The organism is Candidatus Sulfurimonas marisnigri (genome assembly GCF_015265475.1).
Lineage (GTDB): Bacteria > Campylobacterota > Campylobacteria > Campylobacterales > Sulfurimonadaceae > Sulfurimonas > Sulfurimonas marisnigri.
In genome coordinates this window covers 1,741,590-1,759,768 of record NZ_CP054493.1, presented here as the reverse complement: position 1 = coordinate 1,759,768, position 18,179 = coordinate 1,741,590, and the positions used below count along the sequence as shown (strand labels likewise).

12 protein-coding genes are annotated in these 18,179 nt (G+C 34.7%); 6 read left to right on the top strand and 6 right to left on the bottom strand.

The annotated features are described in order from the left end of the window. Position 1 precedes the first annotated feature (1 nt). The 3 genes from HUE87_RS08905 to HUE87_RS08895 are packed head-to-tail and all read left to right on the top strand — an operon-like array spanning position 2 to position 5,554. Positions 2-733 (top strand): hypothetical protein, encoded by a 732-nt coding sequence (locus tag HUE87_RS08905; RefSeq protein ID WP_194365949.1) that lies wholly within the window; start codon positions 2-4, stop codon positions 731-733. 46 nt (positions 734-779) lie between these two features. Beyond that, on the top strand, positions 780-2,591 hold the full coding sequence (locus HUE87_RS08900; protein ID WP_194365947.1) for a DUF7380 domain-containing protein: 1,812 nt from the start codon (positions 780-782) through the stop codon (positions 2,589-2,591). Then, on the top strand, positions 2,588-5,554 hold the full coding sequence (locus HUE87_RS08895; protein WP_194365945.1) for a type III restriction-modification system endonuclease: 2,967 nt from the start codon (positions 2,588-2,590) through the stop codon (positions 5,552-5,554). The genes HUE87_RS08900 and HUE87_RS08895 overlap by 4 nt, the downstream gene beginning before the upstream one ends. Positions 5,555-5,652: 98 nt before the next feature. Here the strand turns inward: HUE87_RS08895 and HUE87_RS08890 are convergent, their stop codons facing one another. Next, positions 5,653-6,744: a tyrosine-type recombinase/integrase gene (locus tag HUE87_RS08890; RefSeq protein WP_194365943.1), complete on the bottom strand. Its 1,092-nt coding sequence runs from the start codon at positions 6,742-6,744 to the stop codon at positions 5,653-5,655. Between the two features lie 779 nt (positions 6,745-7,523). Continuing rightward, positions 7,524-10,349: a coiled-coil domain-containing protein gene (locus tag HUE87_RS12730; RefSeq protein WP_229855112.1), complete on the bottom strand. Its 2,826-nt coding sequence runs from the start codon at positions 10,347-10,349 to the stop codon at positions 7,524-7,526. Positions 10,350-10,735: 386 nt separating this feature from the next. Between HUE87_RS12730 and HUE87_RS12725 the strand changes: the two genes are divergently transcribed. From HUE87_RS12725 to HUE87_RS08855, 3 genes are all read left to right on the top strand, one after another. Next, positions 10,736-10,972 carry a hypothetical protein gene (locus HUE87_RS12725; protein WP_229855111.1) on the top strand — a complete coding sequence of 79 codons (237 nt, stop codon included), beginning with the start codon at positions 10,736-10,738 and terminating at the stop codon, positions 10,970-10,972. Positions 10,973-11,089: 117 nt separating this feature from the next. Then, entirely contained in the window at positions 11,090-12,178 is a 1,089-nt protein-coding gene (locus tag HUE87_RS08860; protein ID WP_194365941.1) for an AAA family ATPase, read from the top strand. A gap of 34 nt (positions 12,179-12,212) precedes the next feature. Next, complete coding sequence (locus HUE87_RS08855) at positions 12,213-13,145, top strand: GlcNAc-transferase family protein (RefSeq protein ID WP_194365940.1); 933 nt, start codon at positions 12,213-12,215, stop codon at positions 13,143-13,145. Between the two features lie 13 nt (positions 13,146-13,158). Here the strand turns inward: HUE87_RS08855 and HUE87_RS08850 are convergent, their stop codons facing one another. The 4 genes from HUE87_RS08850 to HUE87_RS08835 are packed head-to-tail and all read right to left on the bottom strand — an operon-like array spanning position 13,159 to position 18,174. Further along, positions 13,159-14,025, bottom strand: coding sequence for a hypothetical protein (locus HUE87_RS08850; RefSeq protein ID WP_194365938.1), 867 nt, complete (start codon positions 14,023-14,025; stop codon positions 13,159-13,161). 25 nt (positions 14,026-14,050) lie between these two features. Continuing rightward, entirely contained in the window at positions 14,051-14,656 is a 606-nt protein-coding gene (locus HUE87_RS08845; RefSeq protein ID WP_194365936.1) for a response regulator transcription factor, read from the bottom strand. A gap of 1 nt (position 14,657) precedes the next feature. Next, positions 14,658-15,998, bottom strand: a complete 1,341-nt coding sequence (locus HUE87_RS08840) for an HlyD family type I secretion periplasmic adaptor subunit (protein ID WP_194365935.1) — start codon at positions 15,996-15,998, stop codon at positions 14,658-14,660. Next, positions 15,985-18,174, bottom strand: a complete 2,190-nt coding sequence (locus tag HUE87_RS08835) for a type I secretion system permease/ATPase (protein ID WP_194365933.1) — start codon at positions 18,172-18,174, stop codon at positions 15,985-15,987. The genes HUE87_RS08840 and HUE87_RS08835 overlap by 14 nt, the downstream gene beginning before the upstream one ends. Positions 18,175-18,179: the final 5 nt, after the last annotated feature.

Below are 18,179 nucleotides of genomic sequence, written 5' to 3'. Positions count from 1 at the left end.
TTTGGCAGACTTAGCATTACATAATTCCTTAATAACAGAGTATGTGAACTATATATTTCAAGATTCTTATGACCATATTAAAATAAAAAAATTATTTAAATTTATTCAAACATTTCCTGTTCAAACAAATCATTCTTCATTTTTCTCTGACCCAGCAACAGCGAGTCAACTTGTAGATCCATTAATTGAAATTATTGATTCGTGTAGTGATGATGAATTGGTAAGAAATACTACTTTAAAGTTTATGCTTGTCGATACTCACGCTAATGTTAACTATATTACTCTTAATATAAATAATAATTATGAAAAATTAAAATTAAAGTATGGTGGAACATATCCAAATGCTACAGATAAAAATAAGGCACAACAACACATAAAAGCTTTATTGTCTGATGCAAATTGGATAATTATTACAGATGGATATATTGCAAATGCGAGACAGTGGGAAAAGAATAAAAATACAATTGCAGATATAGTACCTATGAAAAATTTAAATTTAAAAATTATTGGTGCTGATAAAGATAGTCAACGTAATGGAATTAATGAAAGTGAAAAAAATGAATTAAAGTTGCTTTCGTCTAATAAATGGACAGTTCAAGTTGAACAATTAAATCATAATATCCATGACCGCTATATTGAAACTGATAAATTAAAAATACTTCTGAGTAGTGGTTTAGATAATTTGTCTTCAACTTCTACCAAAGACTTTACATATGTTATTGCGATTAAATAATAATGAAACCAATCCTCATACATAGTATTTTAAAGTGTTTAGTGCAATGAATGAAAGATACCCACAAAATTTAATTATTACAGTTGATGATTTTGTAAATAGTGATTGTCAAAAAATTATTAATAATATTGTAGGTGATAGTTATTCTGAGTATTGGTCTATATTATCTAAAAAAGCAAGGGAAAGAATTGATAATGGAGAGTTGAAATCAGGAAAAATATTATGGATTATAGCTGATGCATGCTCTATGATGTTAAACCCTAATAGTAAAAATGAACCTTTTAAACCATTTGCAATAATGTATCAAACAAATAGTCGTTCTGCAATTGTTGATGACTTTACAGAGGATGAAATTGATTTTTTTGAAAATATTTTAGAATTTTGTAGTGATTATAGAATTAAAAGTCGTTTTGCAGATATTTTATGGTTAAAAAAATCTCCTAAAAATATACAACATATAGAAATAGCGATTGAAAACTATCAACAATTTTCTCTTGCATATGATAATATACTAGATGATTCTAAATCAGCTTGGGAAAGAGCTATAAAATTGTCTTTGTGGACTAAAAAATCTTTAGAATTAATTTCTAACAATCTTCTTGCACAATTTGAGAAGGTAGACTTTGCAGATGGATATTATCTTAGTTATATAGAAGAATTATTGTTGCTTTCTCAAGTTGATAAAAGGCATTACGAAGAAATAATTGATAAATTAGAATTATTTGCTAATAAATTTAAAACCAATAAAGATTTCCATAGAGCAAGAAGTTATTTTGAGTCTTGCAAAAATTGGACAGATGATATTGATAAGTTAAATAAATTTATAATAGAAATTGCAGAGTTATATGTACTTGAAGCTAAGTCAGTAAATACCTTAGCAAGTGGACATTTTTATGAAAATGCAATTAAAGAGTATAGAAAAGTAGCAGGAAAACATAGAGAAAAATACGATATCAACATTAATGATAGAATTGATGAAATCCATCAAGAAATGAATAAATCAAATTTACTATCATTAGATTATATGCAACCTATGGATTTAGGTGAAGTAAATTTAACAGAGCTTACAAATTATAGTATTAAAGAAGTTAGTGATAAAAATTTTGAAGAGGCACTATATAGGTTTGCAAATATATATTCTAGTAAGGATGTTAATAAACTACACAAAGAAGCTACTAAAAGTACAGAAAAATTTTCTATTAGTAAATTATTCGGAGCAACTCATTTTGCAAGTGATGGTAGAGTCATATCAAAAAGAGCAGGAATGGATTTTTTAGATAAAGAATCTAAAGATTATGAAGATTCTATTTTTCACGAGATGGTTCAAAGTTATGATTTAGAGATTGATTTAATTACAAAAGCCTCTATAATACCTGCTTTTCAACAATTGTTATTTGAACATAGAATTACTAAAGATGATTTATATTCACTTTGCTCTACCTCTTCAATTATTCCGGCATATAGAACTGTATTTTGGATAGAAGGTCTTTATTTTGGTTTTGAAAATAATTTTATTGTTTCAACTCATTTACTAATACCTCAAATAGAACACCTTGTTAGAGTTAAAATGAAAGAAAAAGGCATTAAAACATCTACAATAAGTACAGATGGAATCGAAACTGAAAATGGATTGAGTACATTACTGGATAATGAAAAAATTACAGAAGTGCTTGATGAAACTATTCTGTTTGAATTTAAAGCTCTACTCACTGAACAAATAGGTAAAAATTTCAGAAATAATGTAGCACATGGATTATGCGAAGTTAATACTTTAAGGTCAATACATGCAATATATTTTTGGTGGCTATGTTTAAAGTTAGTTCTAAATAATGTACCAAATGGGGAAGATAATAAATGAAAATACAATTTGAAAGCAACTTAGACTACCAAGATAGAGCCATAAGTTCCATAGTTGATATTTTTGAAGGTCAAGAAGTTTGTCAAAGCAACTTTAGTATTGTTAGACAACACTCAAAAGGTCAAAAGACTACGGCAGATTTTGATGACTTGGGTATAGGAAACAGACTTGAACTTTTAGATGATGAGATACTTACTAATGTTCAAAACATCCAACTACGAAATGGACTTCCTCAATCTAAAAAATTGAATAGTATGGATTTTTCAATTGAGATGGAAACAGGCACGGGTAAAACTTATGTTTATCTCAAATCAATTTTTGAGTTAAATAAACGCTATGGTTTTACAAAGTTTATAGTCGTTGTACCCTCTATAGCCATCAAAGAGGGAACGAAGAAAACACTTGAAATAACGAATGAGCATTTTAAAACTCTCTTTGATAATGTCAATTATGACTCTTTTGTCTATGACAGCTCCAACCTTGAACAAGTGCGTGATTTTGCAACTAGCAGTGACATCCGCATAATGGTTATAAATATTGATGCGTTTAGAAAAAGTTTTAGCGATCCAAGTAAAGATACAAAAGCAAATATTATCCATAGACAAAACGATAGACTCAATGGGCAGAGACCTATTGAGTTTATTGCCTCTACACATCCAATTTTAATCATAGATGAGCCTCAGAGCGTCGATAATACTCCAAGAGCAAAAGAGGCTATTGAAACTCTTAATCCTCTTTGTAAGCTACGCTACAGTGCTACACATATAGAGAAATTTAACTTGATGTACAAGCTTGATTCTATAGACGCATATGAGCAACAGCTCGTCAAGCAGATAGAAGTGGCAAATGTAAAACTTGAAGATACTTCTAACAAGCCATATATTAGATTGATAAGTGTCAAAGCAAGCCCAAGAAGTGCCAAAATAGAGATAGATGTGAACGAAAAAGGCACTACTAAAAGAAAAGCTATAGCTGTAAAAGATGGCGACGACCTTTATGAAAAATCAAATAGCAGAGATGTTTATAGTGGCTATACAATCAATGATATTTACATAGAAAAAGACAAAGAGTTCATAGAGTTTTCAAACCAAGAGAGTGTGGACTTAGGTGCTACTATTGGTGATGTTGATGACGACAGCATTAAAAGACTACAAGTGCGAAAAACCATTGAAGAGCATTTAGACAAAGAGCTTCGCTTAAATTCACGAGGGATTAAAGTACTGAGTCTATTTTTTATCGACAGAGTAGCTAACTATAGAAGCTATGATGAAGAGGGGAATGAAGTTAAAGGCAAATATGCCGAGTGGTTTGAAGAAGAGTTCAAGATAATTTCTAAAAGACGACGATACAATCCACTTTTTGACAAGATAGATATAGATACTGAAGCTCATAAAATCCATGACGGATATTTTGCACAAGATAAAAAAGGTCGTGTAAAAGACAGTACTGGAAACAATGCTGATGATGAGAGTGCGTTTGATAAGATTATGAAGAATAAAGAGAAGTTACTTAGTTTTTCAGAGCCTCTACGCTTTATATTTTCGCACAGTGCTTTAAAAGAGGGTTGGGATAATCCTAATGTTTTTCAAATCTGTACCCTTAATGAAACTAACTCTGTAATGAAAAAACGCCAAGAGATAGGTCGTGGACTTAGAATTTGTGTCAATCAAGACGGTGAAAGAGTTAGAGGCTTTGATGTAAACACTTTAACCGTTATGGCAAATGAGAGTTATGAAGATTTTGCAAGAGCACTTCAAAAAGAGATAGAGGATGAAGAGGGTATTAAATTTGGTGTTATTGAAGAGCACTTCTTTGCAAACATTCCAGTGCAAAATGAAGATGGAACAGTAGAGTATTTTGGAGCTACAAATAGTGAGAATGTTTACCGACATCTGCAAGAAAACAACTATATAGATTCTAAGGGAAAAATACAAGATACATTAAGAACGGATATTAAAAACAATACATTTGAAGTTCCAGAGCAATATGCAACACTCAAAGCTGAAATAACTGCTGTAATTACAAAAATTGCAGGTAACCTCAATATCAAAAATGCAGATGACAAGCAACTCATTACGCTCAATAAACAAGTGTTTTTAAGTGAAGAATTTAAAGATTTATGGGAGCAAATAAAATACAAGACTACTTATAGAGTGAATTTTGATGTTGCCAAGCTCGTTGATGAGTGCGCGAAACACATAGCCAATGATTTGACAGTTGGAAAGATAAAATATCTTTACTCAAAAGCTACAAATAAAATATCTAAAGTTGGTGTTGAGATTTTAGAGGGAAGTAAAAAAGACGACTTCATAAACTGCGATATCGTTGATTATGAACTCCCTGATATAGTTACTTATCTACAAAATGAGACTAATCTTACAAGAAAAAATATTGTAGATATCCTTATCAAAAGCGGTAAGCTTCAAGACTTTAAAAACAATCCTCAAAAATTCATAGATGGTGCTATCAAAATCATTAAAAAGACTATGAGCATGTTTATAGTTGATGGCATCAAGTATGAAAGACTAGGTGATGAGTTTTACTATGCTCAGGAGTGTTTTGAAGACCAAGAGCTTTATGGATACTTATCTTCTAATATGATTAAAAATAAAGAGAACAAATCTATCTATACGTATACTGTGTATGACTCAACCATCGAAGAAAACTTTGCCAAATCGTTTAATGAAAACTCAAATGTCAAACTCTTCACAAAACTTCCATCATGGTTTAAAATCAACACGCCACTTGGAACATATAACCCTGACTGGGCAGTACTGATAGAGAAAGACAATGAAGAAAAGCTTTACTTTGTCGTTGAGAGTAAAGGGAGTGATTTAGGATTGGATATAAAAACGGCAGAGTCTTCTAAAATCAAATGTGCTAAAAAACACTTTGCTGAAATATCATCAAAAGTCGAGCTTATTCAGTCGAATAATTTTAGCAATTTAAGGAATCATATTTAGGCTTTCATTTTTTCAATAAATGAAAAAAATAAGCTGTGAAATGGGTGGAAGAATCATAAAATTGATTGCTCTTCAATCGATGTTTTTAGATAATTCTCTCACAATAACAATCCCTGTACGCTTTCACGACCTGAGTCGGGAGCTAATTTGGCATATCTCAAAGTCATGTTTATATCTTTATGATTGAGTAGCTTTTGAATTGTAAAAATAGGAGTGCCGTTTATTGCAAGATGTGAAGCGAATGTGTGGCGTAAAGAGTGAATTACTACTCTGTGTTTGGTCTCAGTAATTCCTTTATTGAATAATGTGTCAAGTAGAGAAGCCATTTTATAAGATATTTGATTGTATACATTTGGATTATTATCTTCCAAAATAAGAGCAAAAACTTTTTTACCGAGAGTTCGATTCCGCAATAGAGATTCCAACTCATCGTTAGCCAAAAAAGCTGTATATCTCTCATTATTTTTTTCATCAAGGATATTTATAATCTTAGTATCAAAATTTATATCTCTTGGAGTTAATGAAGCAATTGCATTTGCTCTGGCACCTGTAGTTAATGCAAGTAATGTGAATATATGAATTTGTTCATCTTCTTTTGTGCGTTTCAATAATAGAGAGATTTCATCTTTGTTTAAATAGCGTTCTCTGGTATTATCTACTTTAAGAGATTTTACTTTTTTTATAGGATTGAGTGCGATTATCTCTTTATCAATTCCATAATTAAAGACAGTGCTTAGTTCGCCTAAAATCGTATTAACCATTTTTGGAGAAAAACTTTTTAATTTCAAAGTTTGTAATTTTTCTACATCAGCGGATGTTATACTTCTAATATCTCTTTTGCCGAGAGTAGGGGATACATGTATTTCGTATTTTCTTTTTGATTTTTGATTGTTACGATTATGTTTTTCTTTTTGTTCATAGCTTTCAACTGCCACACTATCAAGGGTGATAATATCTTTTTTCTTTTTGTTGGTGACCGCCGTCGGTTCTTCACCCAACTTTATTTTATTGACAAATTCATTCCGTTTATTATAAGCGTATGTTTCAGTAATACCATTTGATTTTTTACCAATTGTGAATCTCTTGGTTTTGTTATCTTCATCTTTATACATGACTGAGTAACTTATATCACCATCTTCCAGTTTGTTAAGGTACACCCCAGAATATTTTTTACTTTTGATTCTACTCATCATACACCTCATTTAAGTTTCAGAAATTTAATCTATTGGTAACCTATTGGTAACCACTATTTATAAAACATAGCATTATTATAGCAAACTTTGTGTAAGGTTTGTATCAATCAAATTCCTATTTATAGGGAATATAAGAGATGATTGTATAACATTAAGAAACTTAGTAAATAGTATATAATAGAGTTCGAACCTCTCCTCGTCCACCACTGAAGAAACTTTATTTTTACAAAATTCCCCTAAAAACAATTTTTATTCCGCACTAGTACCTGGGTACAATATACAATTTTTTAAAATTATCATATTATTATACAATTAAACTACATTTATGGAGTGTCACATGTCTAATATAATAGGAAAAGTAATCAGTGTTGATGGTACTTTTTATGCAAAAGGGGCAGACGGTTCTCTTCACGAAGTTTCAAAAGGTTATGAAATTTTAGAAGGTCAAACTGTTTTTGGCGATAAAAGTAATGCATCTATTAGTAGTGTTATAGTTTCAATGACTGATGGCAGCGATATGGTTATATTAGGTCATGACAAACAGTTATTTGACGCATCTCTTACAGCAAAGGAATTTGCAGTAGAAGAGACTGTAACAAGGAAAGACTCTATTCAGGCCATGATAGAAGAAAATGGTGATACTGACAATGCAGATGATATAGAAACTGCAGCTGGTGAAGGCGCTTCAGCTGAATCTACTGAAGGTGGAGAAGCAGATTTTGCAGATGTAAATAATGCAAGCACTGATGTAAACGCAGATCTTCGTAATCGTGGTTTTAGAAATGACGAAGAAAAGTCGAACGAAGGTGTAGGTGAAGAAATTCGTCGTTCAGATGCACCGACTGATGCTCCAACTGACGCTCCGACTGACGCTCCGACTGACGCACCAACTGATGCTCCGACAGATGCTCCAACTGACGCACCGACAGATGCTCCAACTGACGCTCCGACTGACGCACCAACAGATGCACCAACTGATGCACCAACTGATGCACCAACTGATGCTCCGACAGATGCCCCAACTGATGCTCCGACAGATGCCCCAACTGACGCTCCGACAGATGCTCCAACTGACGCACCAACTGATGCTCCGACAGATGCACCAACTGACGCACCAACAGATGCTCCGACTGATGCTCCGACAGATGCACCAACAGATGCTCCGACAGATGCACCAACTGACGCTCCGACTGATGCTCCGACTGATGCTCCGACAGATGCACCGACAGATGCTCCAACTGACGCTCCGACTGATGCTCCGACAGATGCTCCGACAGATGCACCAACTGATGCTCCGACAGATGCACCAACTGATGCTCCGACAGATGCACCAACTGACGCTCCGACAGATGCTCCGACAGATGCACCAACTGATGCTCCGACTGACGCACCGACAGATGCTCCGACAGACGCTCCGACAGATGCTCCGACTGATGCTCCGACTGATGCACCAACTGACGCACCAACTGATGCTCCAACTGATGCACCAACAGACGCTCCAACTGACGCACCAACTGATGCTCCGACAGATGCACCAACTGACGCACCAACTGATGCACCAACTGATGCACCAACAGATGCTCCAACTGATGCACCGACAGACGCTCCGACTGACGCACCAACTGATGCTCCGACTGACGCTCCAACTGATGCTCCGACAGATGCACCAACAGATGCACCAACTGACGCTCCGACTGACGCTCCGACTGACGCTCCGACTGACGCACCGACAGATGCTCCGACAGACGCTCCGACAGATGCACCGACTGACGCACCAACTGATGCACCAACTGATGCACCGACAGATGCTCCAACTGACGCTCCAACTGATGCTCCAACTGATGCTCCGACTGATGCTCCGACAGATGCACCAACTGACGCTCCGACAGATGCTCCGACAGATGCACCAACTGATGCTCCGACTGATGCTCCGACTGATGCACCAACAGATGCTCCGACAGATGCTCCAACTGATGCACCAACTGATGCACCGACAGACGCTCCGACTGACGCTCCGACTGACGCTCCGACAGATGCTCCGACAGATGCACCAACTGACGCTCCAACAGACGCTCCAACTGATGCACCAACTGACGCTCCGACAGATGCTCCGACAGACGCTCCAACAGACGCTCCAACTGACGCTCCGACAGATGCTCCGACAGATGCACCAACTGATGCTCCGACTGATGCTCCGACTGATGCACCAACAGATGCTCCGACAGATGCTCCAACTGATGCACCAACTGATGCACCGACAGACGCTCCGACTGACGCTCCGACTGACGCTCCGACAGATGCTCCGACAGATGCACCAACTGACGCTCCAACAGACGCTCCAACTGATGCACCAACTGACGCTCCGACAGATGCTCCGACAGACGCTCCAACAGACGCTCCAACTGATGCTCCAACAGACGCTCCAACAGACGCTCCAACTGATGCACCAACTGACGCTCCAACTGACGCACCGACAGATGCTCCGACAGACGCTCCAACTGACGCACCGACTGACGCACCGACAGATGCACCAACTGACGCACCAACTGATGCTCCAACAGATGCTCCAACAGATGCTCCAACAGATGCTCCGACAGATGCTCCAACTGAAGAACCTGAAGATAAAGATTCAAAAGATTCAAAAGATTCTGGAGAGTCTCCAACAGACGCTCCAACTGATGCACCAACAGACGCTCCAACTGATGCACCAACTGACGCTCCAACTGACGCTCCGACAGATGCTCCAACTGAAGAACCTGAAGATAAAGATTCAAAAGATTCAAAAGAATCAAAAGATTCTGGAGAGTCTCCAACTGACGCACCAACAGACGCTCCAACAGACGCTCCAACTGATGCACCAACTGACGCTCCGACAGATGCTCCAACTGACGCACCGACAGATGCTCCGACAGACGCTCCAACTGACGCACCGACTGACGCACCGACAGATGCACCAACTGACGCACCAACTGATGCTCCAACAGATGCTCCAACAGATGCTCCGACAGATGCTCCAACTGAAGAACCTGAAGATAAAGATTCAAAAGATTCAAAAGATTCTGGAGAGTCTCCAACAGACGCTCCAACTGATGCACCAACAGACGCTCCAACTGATGCACCAACTGACGCTCCAACTGACGCTCCGACAGATGCTCCAACTGAAGAACCTGAAGATAAAGATTCAAAAGATTCAAAAGATTCAAAAGATTCTGGAGAGTCTCCAACAGACGCTCCAACTGATGCACCAACTGATGCTCCAACTGATGCACCAACAGACGCTCCAACTGATGCACCAACTGATGCACCAACTGATGCACCAACTGATGCACCAACAGATGCTCCAACTGACGCTCCAACTGAAGATAAAGATTCAAAAGATTCAAAAGATTCAAAAGATTCAAAAGATTCTGGAGAGTCTCCAACAGACGCTCCAACTGACGCTCCGACTGACGCACCAACTGATGCTCCGACAGATGCTCCAACTGAAGAACCTGAAGATAAAGATTCAAAAGATTCAAAAGATTCAAAAGATTCAAAAGATTCAAAAGATTCTGGAGAGTCTCCAACAGATGCTCCAACAGATGCACCGACTGATGAACCAACAGAATTCGAAAAATTATGGGAACAGTTTAGCGGTGGACATGGATGGTCTGAAAATACAGCAACAGAAGCTCCGACAGAAGCACCTGATGAGAAAGACTCAAAAGAGCATGAAGATAATGGTAGAGGAAATGGAGATGATGATGCTCCTGGCGGTTCATTAGACAATAACAATGCTGAAAATGCTGACGGTGGTACTGCAACTGTAGAAGAAAAATATTCAGGTAATTCTAATAAAAACGGTAATCAGGATGAAACGGAAGACAAAAACTCTTCAGATGAGGGGAGTGAGCTTGATAAATTAATAGTAGATGATAAAAGTATTGATTTATCGAACATTGAAGATAAAGGAATAGATACATTAGAACTTACTGGTAATAAACAAGAAGTGAAACTAAGTCTAGAGGATGTATTGGAAATCACTGATGAAGATAATACAATTCGTATTGATGGTGATAATAAAGATACAGTTTCTATTGACACTTCAGATGGAGATTCTGAATGGACACTTGGCGATCACTTTGTTGACAGTGAAGGGTTTACGCATATGGAATACACTTCAACAGATGGGAATGATACAGTTAGCCTAGAAATAAATACTCAAATTATTATTGAGGAGAGTTAATAAATATAACTAAAACTTTAAAGCTACGCTTAGCGGCTTTAAATTGTATTAGTTTATTAATTAATATGTTATGAGTGTTAGCGTGCAATACTTAACTACACAAAATATTGGTTATGAATGATTAAATGGTTTTTAAAAACATATCCTGAGTATGTAAAGATGATGAGAGAATGTACATACCATAACGGTGATAATTTATTAAACTATCATCATCTTGAAGGTGATATATGGTCTCATACTGTTATGTCTTATAATAATGGAATTAATAATAATGTTTCTGAAGAAGTATTGTGGGCATTGTTGTTGCATGACATAGGCAGAGTTCATACAAAAAAAATTGATACAGTAAAAAACAGAGTTCACTTTGGAGACTTTGAAGGAGTTTCTTGTTTTGTTGCTCTAGAGATACTTGAGAAAGCAAAAGTTTCTAAAAATAATATAATAAGAATCTTAAAGATAATATCCTTTCAGTATACAATAATTGATTATATTAAGTATGATACTCCATCTAAAAATGAACTTCTAAGTATGTTTAAATATGAAGAAGAGTGCTTAAAAGATTTATCCGAATATGTTAAATGTGATTTGTTTGGCAGAATAATTGATGAGAGCAAAAGAAAATACTACAATATCAATAAAGTCAATGAATTTATACTATATTCTGACACTATAATAAATACTGAAAAAACACAGTCAACTAAAAATAATACAGTATATATATTAGTTGGACCGCCATGTTCTAGAAAAAGTACATGGGTAGAGAGCATGCTAGATGAACATATTGTTGTAAATAGGGATGCCTGTGTTGAGAAAATTGGAAAAAAGTATGGAAAAAAAGGATATGACGATTCGTATGATTTAATGAAAAAAAATAAAGATGTCAAAAAAGAAGTTGATAATTTGGATGAATCTATAGAAAATTGTGCAAAAAACTCAGTCAATAAAGATATTATAATTGATAATCCTAACTTGAAAATTAAAAATAGGAAAGAGTGGATAGACGCTTTTTGTAGAACTCATACTATAAAAGTGGTGTTATTTTTAACACCTTTTAATGATTTACTAATATGCTCTAAAAAACGGTCTGTATCTTCTGGAAAAACTATCAGTAAGCAAAATACAATTAATAAATTGATGACATTGGCATTCCCATTATTATCAGAAGGAATTGATAGTATTGAATATGTATTTAATTTGGAAGATTAGATACATATTAATAAATAAAAATTAAGGACCATTTATGAAATTTTTTATTAGTATTGCTTCATATTGTGATGAACTTCTATTTTTCACGTTGAATGATTGTATATCAAAAGCGAATAAACCAGAAAATATTTTTTTTGGAATAGTTGATCAGAATGAAACAACACAAAAAGAAAAAATTGAAAAACTAGACTTTAATAAACAAATTAGGTATGTTTATATTAATAACATTGATACACAAGGTGTTTGCTGGGCAAGGAACATTGCTTTTTCGTTATGGGATGGTGAAGATTATTTACTGCAAATAGACTCTCATATGTTATTTGAAAAAGATTGGGACACTACACTAATAAATCAATACAATGAATTAAAAAAAATCTCTGATAAACCAATAATAACTACATACCCTTATAATTTTTCTTTTGACGAGGAGAATAATCCAGTGTTTAAAAAGCAATCAGATAAATATGTTCTAGTTTTAAGACCACATCCAGACACATTACTAGAAGAAGAAAATGCAGTATTGAGATTTAGAGCAGAACACAAATTGACAGATAAACCAGTATTGGGGTGTCACGTTGCAGGAGGTTTTATATTTACAAGTTCAGATTTTATAGAAGAAGTACCATATGATCCATTTTTATATTTTCATGGAGAAGAGCAGAGTATAGCTATTAGAGCTTATACGAGGGGTTGGGATATTTATCATCCAAATAAAATTCCTATGCACCATCACTATAAAACTATAAACACAGAATACTCTTCACAACATTGGAATAAAAGTGTAGAGTCTAAAAGAACATTAAGTGCAAGTTATCTTAAAATAAGAGCAATAAAAAGAATCAACAGGCTGTTTTATGGAGATGGTATGAGAGACTCTATTTATGGATTGGGTGATAAAAGAACATTAGATGAGTATATAAACTTAAGCGGGATAGATTATAAGAATAAAACAATTTTATCACTTTAGTTTTTGAAATAGTTTAATAAACTTCTTTCTTCTTTTTATCATTTAAGCCACTTGGGATAGTGATAATAATAATTTTATTTTTTCCATATTGAGAATATGCAAATCTAGATGTATTTTTTGATTTACTTCCATTATCAGGGTAGTAGATTGTAGTTTTTTTTATTTTAAGATATTTATTGTTTATTTTTGGAATATCAAATATAACTGCTATTTGAGGTATTCGGCTTTTATTTCCACCATAAACTTCAAGAAATGCAGCGTGTTTTACTCCATATGCAAACTCTTTGCCTTTGAATTTCAATGAACCAATGTAGTGTTTTATTTGTTTTTTATGATCAAAAACAAATGCTCCAAACCATGTGTATGCAGTGTTGTTATTCTCAACAGTTCTTAACTTGTTAATAATATATGTATACTTACCTTCATTCCATATTATTTTTTTTCGAACACTAACAAAATTTCCTTCATAGCCTGCACTTTCATAATAGGTTGTTAAGTCACCCTGTGCATAATCTAAAGATAGAGGAGTGTTATCTTTTGACCATCTAGAGAAAATACCGCCTTTTCCAATCTGTACATGTGATTTACTCTCTTTTGTTTCATACCCGCCGGCATTTGTTTGAATTCCACCATAAAAATTAGTTCCATTTAATTTTCCCAACCCCATTGGTGCTATATATAGTCTGACTTTATCGTCAACTTCTCCAATAATTTCAAAATCTATACTTAAGTTATTGAAGTTTAGTGTTTTTTGCTTCGCTTCCCACCATATATCCGCTAAATGCCAAGGGTACTTTGGAGGATAATGTCTGTCTTCTGCAATTACTAGAACTGATAAAAAACTTATTAGAATTAAAAAGTTTTTTATTGTATTTAACATGTATAGCAATTTAAAAAGATATAGACTATTTTAAAAGAAGAATCAAAGAGACTCTATCATTTACATGTAGCTTAGAAAATATTGAGCTTACATGCGCTTTAACAGTCCTTGTTGTAATGTTAAGTGCTGAAGCTATTGCATCGTTCGTTTGTCCGTTTAGTATTAAGTATACTACTTCTAACTCTTTATTTGAGAGCCTATTTTGTATTAGTTGTAAAGCATCACTGTTTAGAGATTCTTTATTTGTTGTTTTAACTAATGCCGCTGTGAGTTCAGGGTATGTCCATATATTATCATTAGTCACTGTTTCAAGCATTTGTTTGTAGTGGTGAGTTAGCATTCTAGAATTACCATATGCTTTTACTCCATGACGTATTAGCATTTTTCCAGTTGCTATTTCAGGCACTTTTTCAAGTACAATTAAATTTTCAGGAAGAGAGTATGATGAAATCAAATTATTTATTTCAGAAGCAACGCTATCGTAATCAGCAATGAGAATGATATTTTGATTATCTTCTAGTTTAGCAATTAAAGAATCAATATCTAGACATGTATCTGCGTGATTAATGATATGTCTTTTTTCCCATTCATCTATAGTATTTATATTTGAACTAAAGAGTATTATCTTCATATTATCTCTCTGAAAAAACATATTGTTTAGATTTTAATATAGGTTTTAAAATATATTGCATAACTGTTTTTTGTCCAGTTATAATATCTACACCTACTGTCATCCCCGGTATAATCATCAGTGGATGATCCTCTGTTCCCAAGTAGTTCTTTTCAGTTACTACATGTATGATGTAAAAAGTATTCTCCTTATTATCTGTAATAGTATCTGGAGATATATTTACAACTTTACCAATTAGTCCACCATGTATAGCGAAATCATACGCCGATACTTTTACTCTAGCTTGAGCTCCTGGATGCAAAAATGCAATATCGCTTGGTTTTATTTTAACCTCCAAATAGAGCTTCTTGTTTGTTGGGACTATCTCAACTAAATCAGCACCTGGTTTAATTACTCCACCAACGGTATTAACAAATAATTTTTGAACGATTCCCTCAACCGGTGACTTTACCATTGTTCTCTCAACTTGATCACTGTATGCAACTTGCTGAGTTTTAAGTCTAGAAATTTCAGCAGTGACCTCATTTAATTCTTGTTTGGCATCGTTTATAAATAGCTGCTTTGACTCTTCTCTTTTGTTTCTAACTTCATCAATCGCAGATGAGAGTCTTGGAAGAGAAAGCTTTGCTGCTTCTATGTCATTTTCTATACCGTTTGCTTCTCTTTTAAGCTTTAAAAAATCGACCTTTGACTTAACACCTTCTTTTACCATTGGTGCTGTCATCTCTATCTCTTCTGTAACAAACTCCAGCGATTTTTGCAGAGAGTAAACTCTAGCAGTTGCCTCTTTATAAGCTTGTTTTTTTTGTTCAATTTGATTGACGAATGATTTGTCTTTAGCGATGTACTCACTTTTATTTGAGTTGTATAAATTTTCTGAAAGTTTTATATGGGCTCTAAGCTCCTTATCTTTTACAATTGGTGAGCTAAAAGGGAGTTCATTTGCTTGAGCAAAAAGTTTTAATCTTTTTGCTTCTAATTCATAGTAATTCATCTTATTTGTACGAGATGTTGATGTCGACTTGGCATTGTTTATTTTTAAAATAACTTCACCGGCTTTAACTATTTGACCCTCTTCAACTAAAATAGATTCAACTATTCCACCTTCAAGATTTTGAATTATTTTATTTTGTCCATAAGGAATGACATCGCCGTCTCCTCTTGTGATTTCATCAATTTCTGCTAAAGATGCCCAAGTTAAAAATGCAATAACAGTGAAAAGCCATATCTTGATAACTCTACTCATTTTAGAAGGCGTTTGCTCTAAAACTGCAGCACTGAGGCTGTTCATAAAGCTATAGTCATTTTTTGTGTATTCGATAGGTTTATTATCTTTGCTCAATATTTTTCCCTTCGTTAGTATCTTTCTTATTGCCTTGTAGTTGTTTTAGAGCTTCATCTTTTGGGGCGTCTATATATATTTTTCCTTCATTAATAACTATTACTCTTTCAACTATTTTTAGTAGAGTCATTTTTTGAGTTACAAATAGTGATGTTTTACCTATTGTATTCTTAGCAATATTGTTCAATAGTTTAGCTTCAGTAATTTGATCCATAGCGTTGCTCGGCTCATCCATTAACATAATTGGAGACTCGATTAAAAATGCACGAGCTATTCCAATGCTCTGTCTTTGACCACCAGAAAGACCTTGACCCCTCTCTCCAATTGGCATTTCATAACCTTTAGGATGTTTTCTGATAAATTCTGAAGTACCACTTATGTTTGCGGCTCTTATCATGTCATAGTCACTAGCGTGTGTTGCACGGTATATAATATTGTCTTTTACAGTTCCCCGAAATAACATTATGTCTTGAGAGACATAGCCAATGTTTTTACGTAAATCTGCAGGGTCTATTTGTTTAATATCTATGCCATCTATAAGTATTTGACCAGCACTAGGCTCATAAAGACCGAGGATTAGTTTTTGAATCGTGCTTTTTCCTGAACCAATACGACCAATAATGGCAACATGTTCACCAGGGTTTATTACAAATGATACATTCTTAAGTGCTGGAACTTCTGTTCCTGGATATACAAATGTAACATCTATAAACTCTATATGACCTGTAAATTCAGGTTTTTCAAGAAATTTTTTACCTTTTGGTCTTTCGCTTGGTTGAGAAATGATTTCATTTAGTGTTTCATAAGATGTTTTTGTGTCTTCATAGTTTGTTAAAAGTGCTGCAGCTTGTCCCATTGGAGCCAGTGTTCTTGATGTAAGAATTACTATGGCAATAAGTCCACCCATTGATAGCTCAAATGCTTGTATAAGGTAAACACCATACACTATAATCATTACAGTATTTAGTTGAATGAAAAGCTGAGTAATAGTTGGAATAGAAGCTGATAATAAACGAGATTTTAGACTTTTTTCAGCAATCTCCCCAGTTGACTCTTCCCACTTCCATTGAACTTGATTTACTGTACCAAGAGTTTTTAGTGTTTCTATATTATTTAGAGTTTCAATGAGTATAGAACTCTTTTTCGCACTTGCTTCATGCGTACTCTCTATACTGGCTTTAAGTGGTTTTTTAATTAAAATAGCATAACTTAGAATAAGAAACATTGTAACAATAGGAACAAGAACAATTCCACCACCGATGTACCAGATAACTGTTAAAAATATTATAGCAAAAGGTAAATCAATTATAGCAGCCATTGTGGCATTTGTTAAAAAGCTTCTAATGCTGTCGAAATCTTTTATATTACTGGCAAATGAACCAACAGAAGATGGATGATTTTCCATTTTAAGGTCTAAAACTTTTTCAAATACAATTGAAGACATAATTATATCACTCTTTTTGGCAGCACTCTCAAGCAGGTATGTCCTAGTGAATTTTAAAAATGTATCAATTATATATATAATACTAACGCCAATCGCAAATACCCATAGAGTCTCTATCGCATTGTTTGGTACTACCCTGTCATAAACATTCATAGTAAATAGAGGTGAAGCCAGTACAAAAAGGTTTATAAGTAGTGAAGCATATAAAACATCTTTATATGTTTTAGCTGATAGTTTTATAGTGCTCCAAAACCAATGCTTCTGGTCTAAATTTAGCGTTCTTGAGGTCTCATCTGTGTACTCAAAAGCTTTTTTGACCATAAAGCCAAAGCCAATGTATTCATCTTGAAGTACATCAGTATCAACCCACTGCTCAATTGCTTCTTCTGCAGGCATAATTATTTTAGCTTGACTTCTATCTTCGTTAAATCTATCTAAAATACAGGCACCTTGATTAGAGAGGAGTATAATCATAGGTAGTTGTAAAGGAGATATTTGTGAGAGAGGTCGCTTTATGAGAGATGATTTAAGACCAGCTCTCTCTGCTGCACGAGAGAAAAGCCCTTTTGCATTATCAATTGAAAAAAGTTCAGGAGTATCGCTACCTACTTCTATGGGTAAGCCAGCAGTAAGTGCTTCTGCTGAAAATGGCTTATGGTAAAGTTTTGTAAAGAGAACCAAGCACTCTAGCAAGGAATCCATTTTTAAATTTTCACTGCTTGTTAAAAGCATTTAAT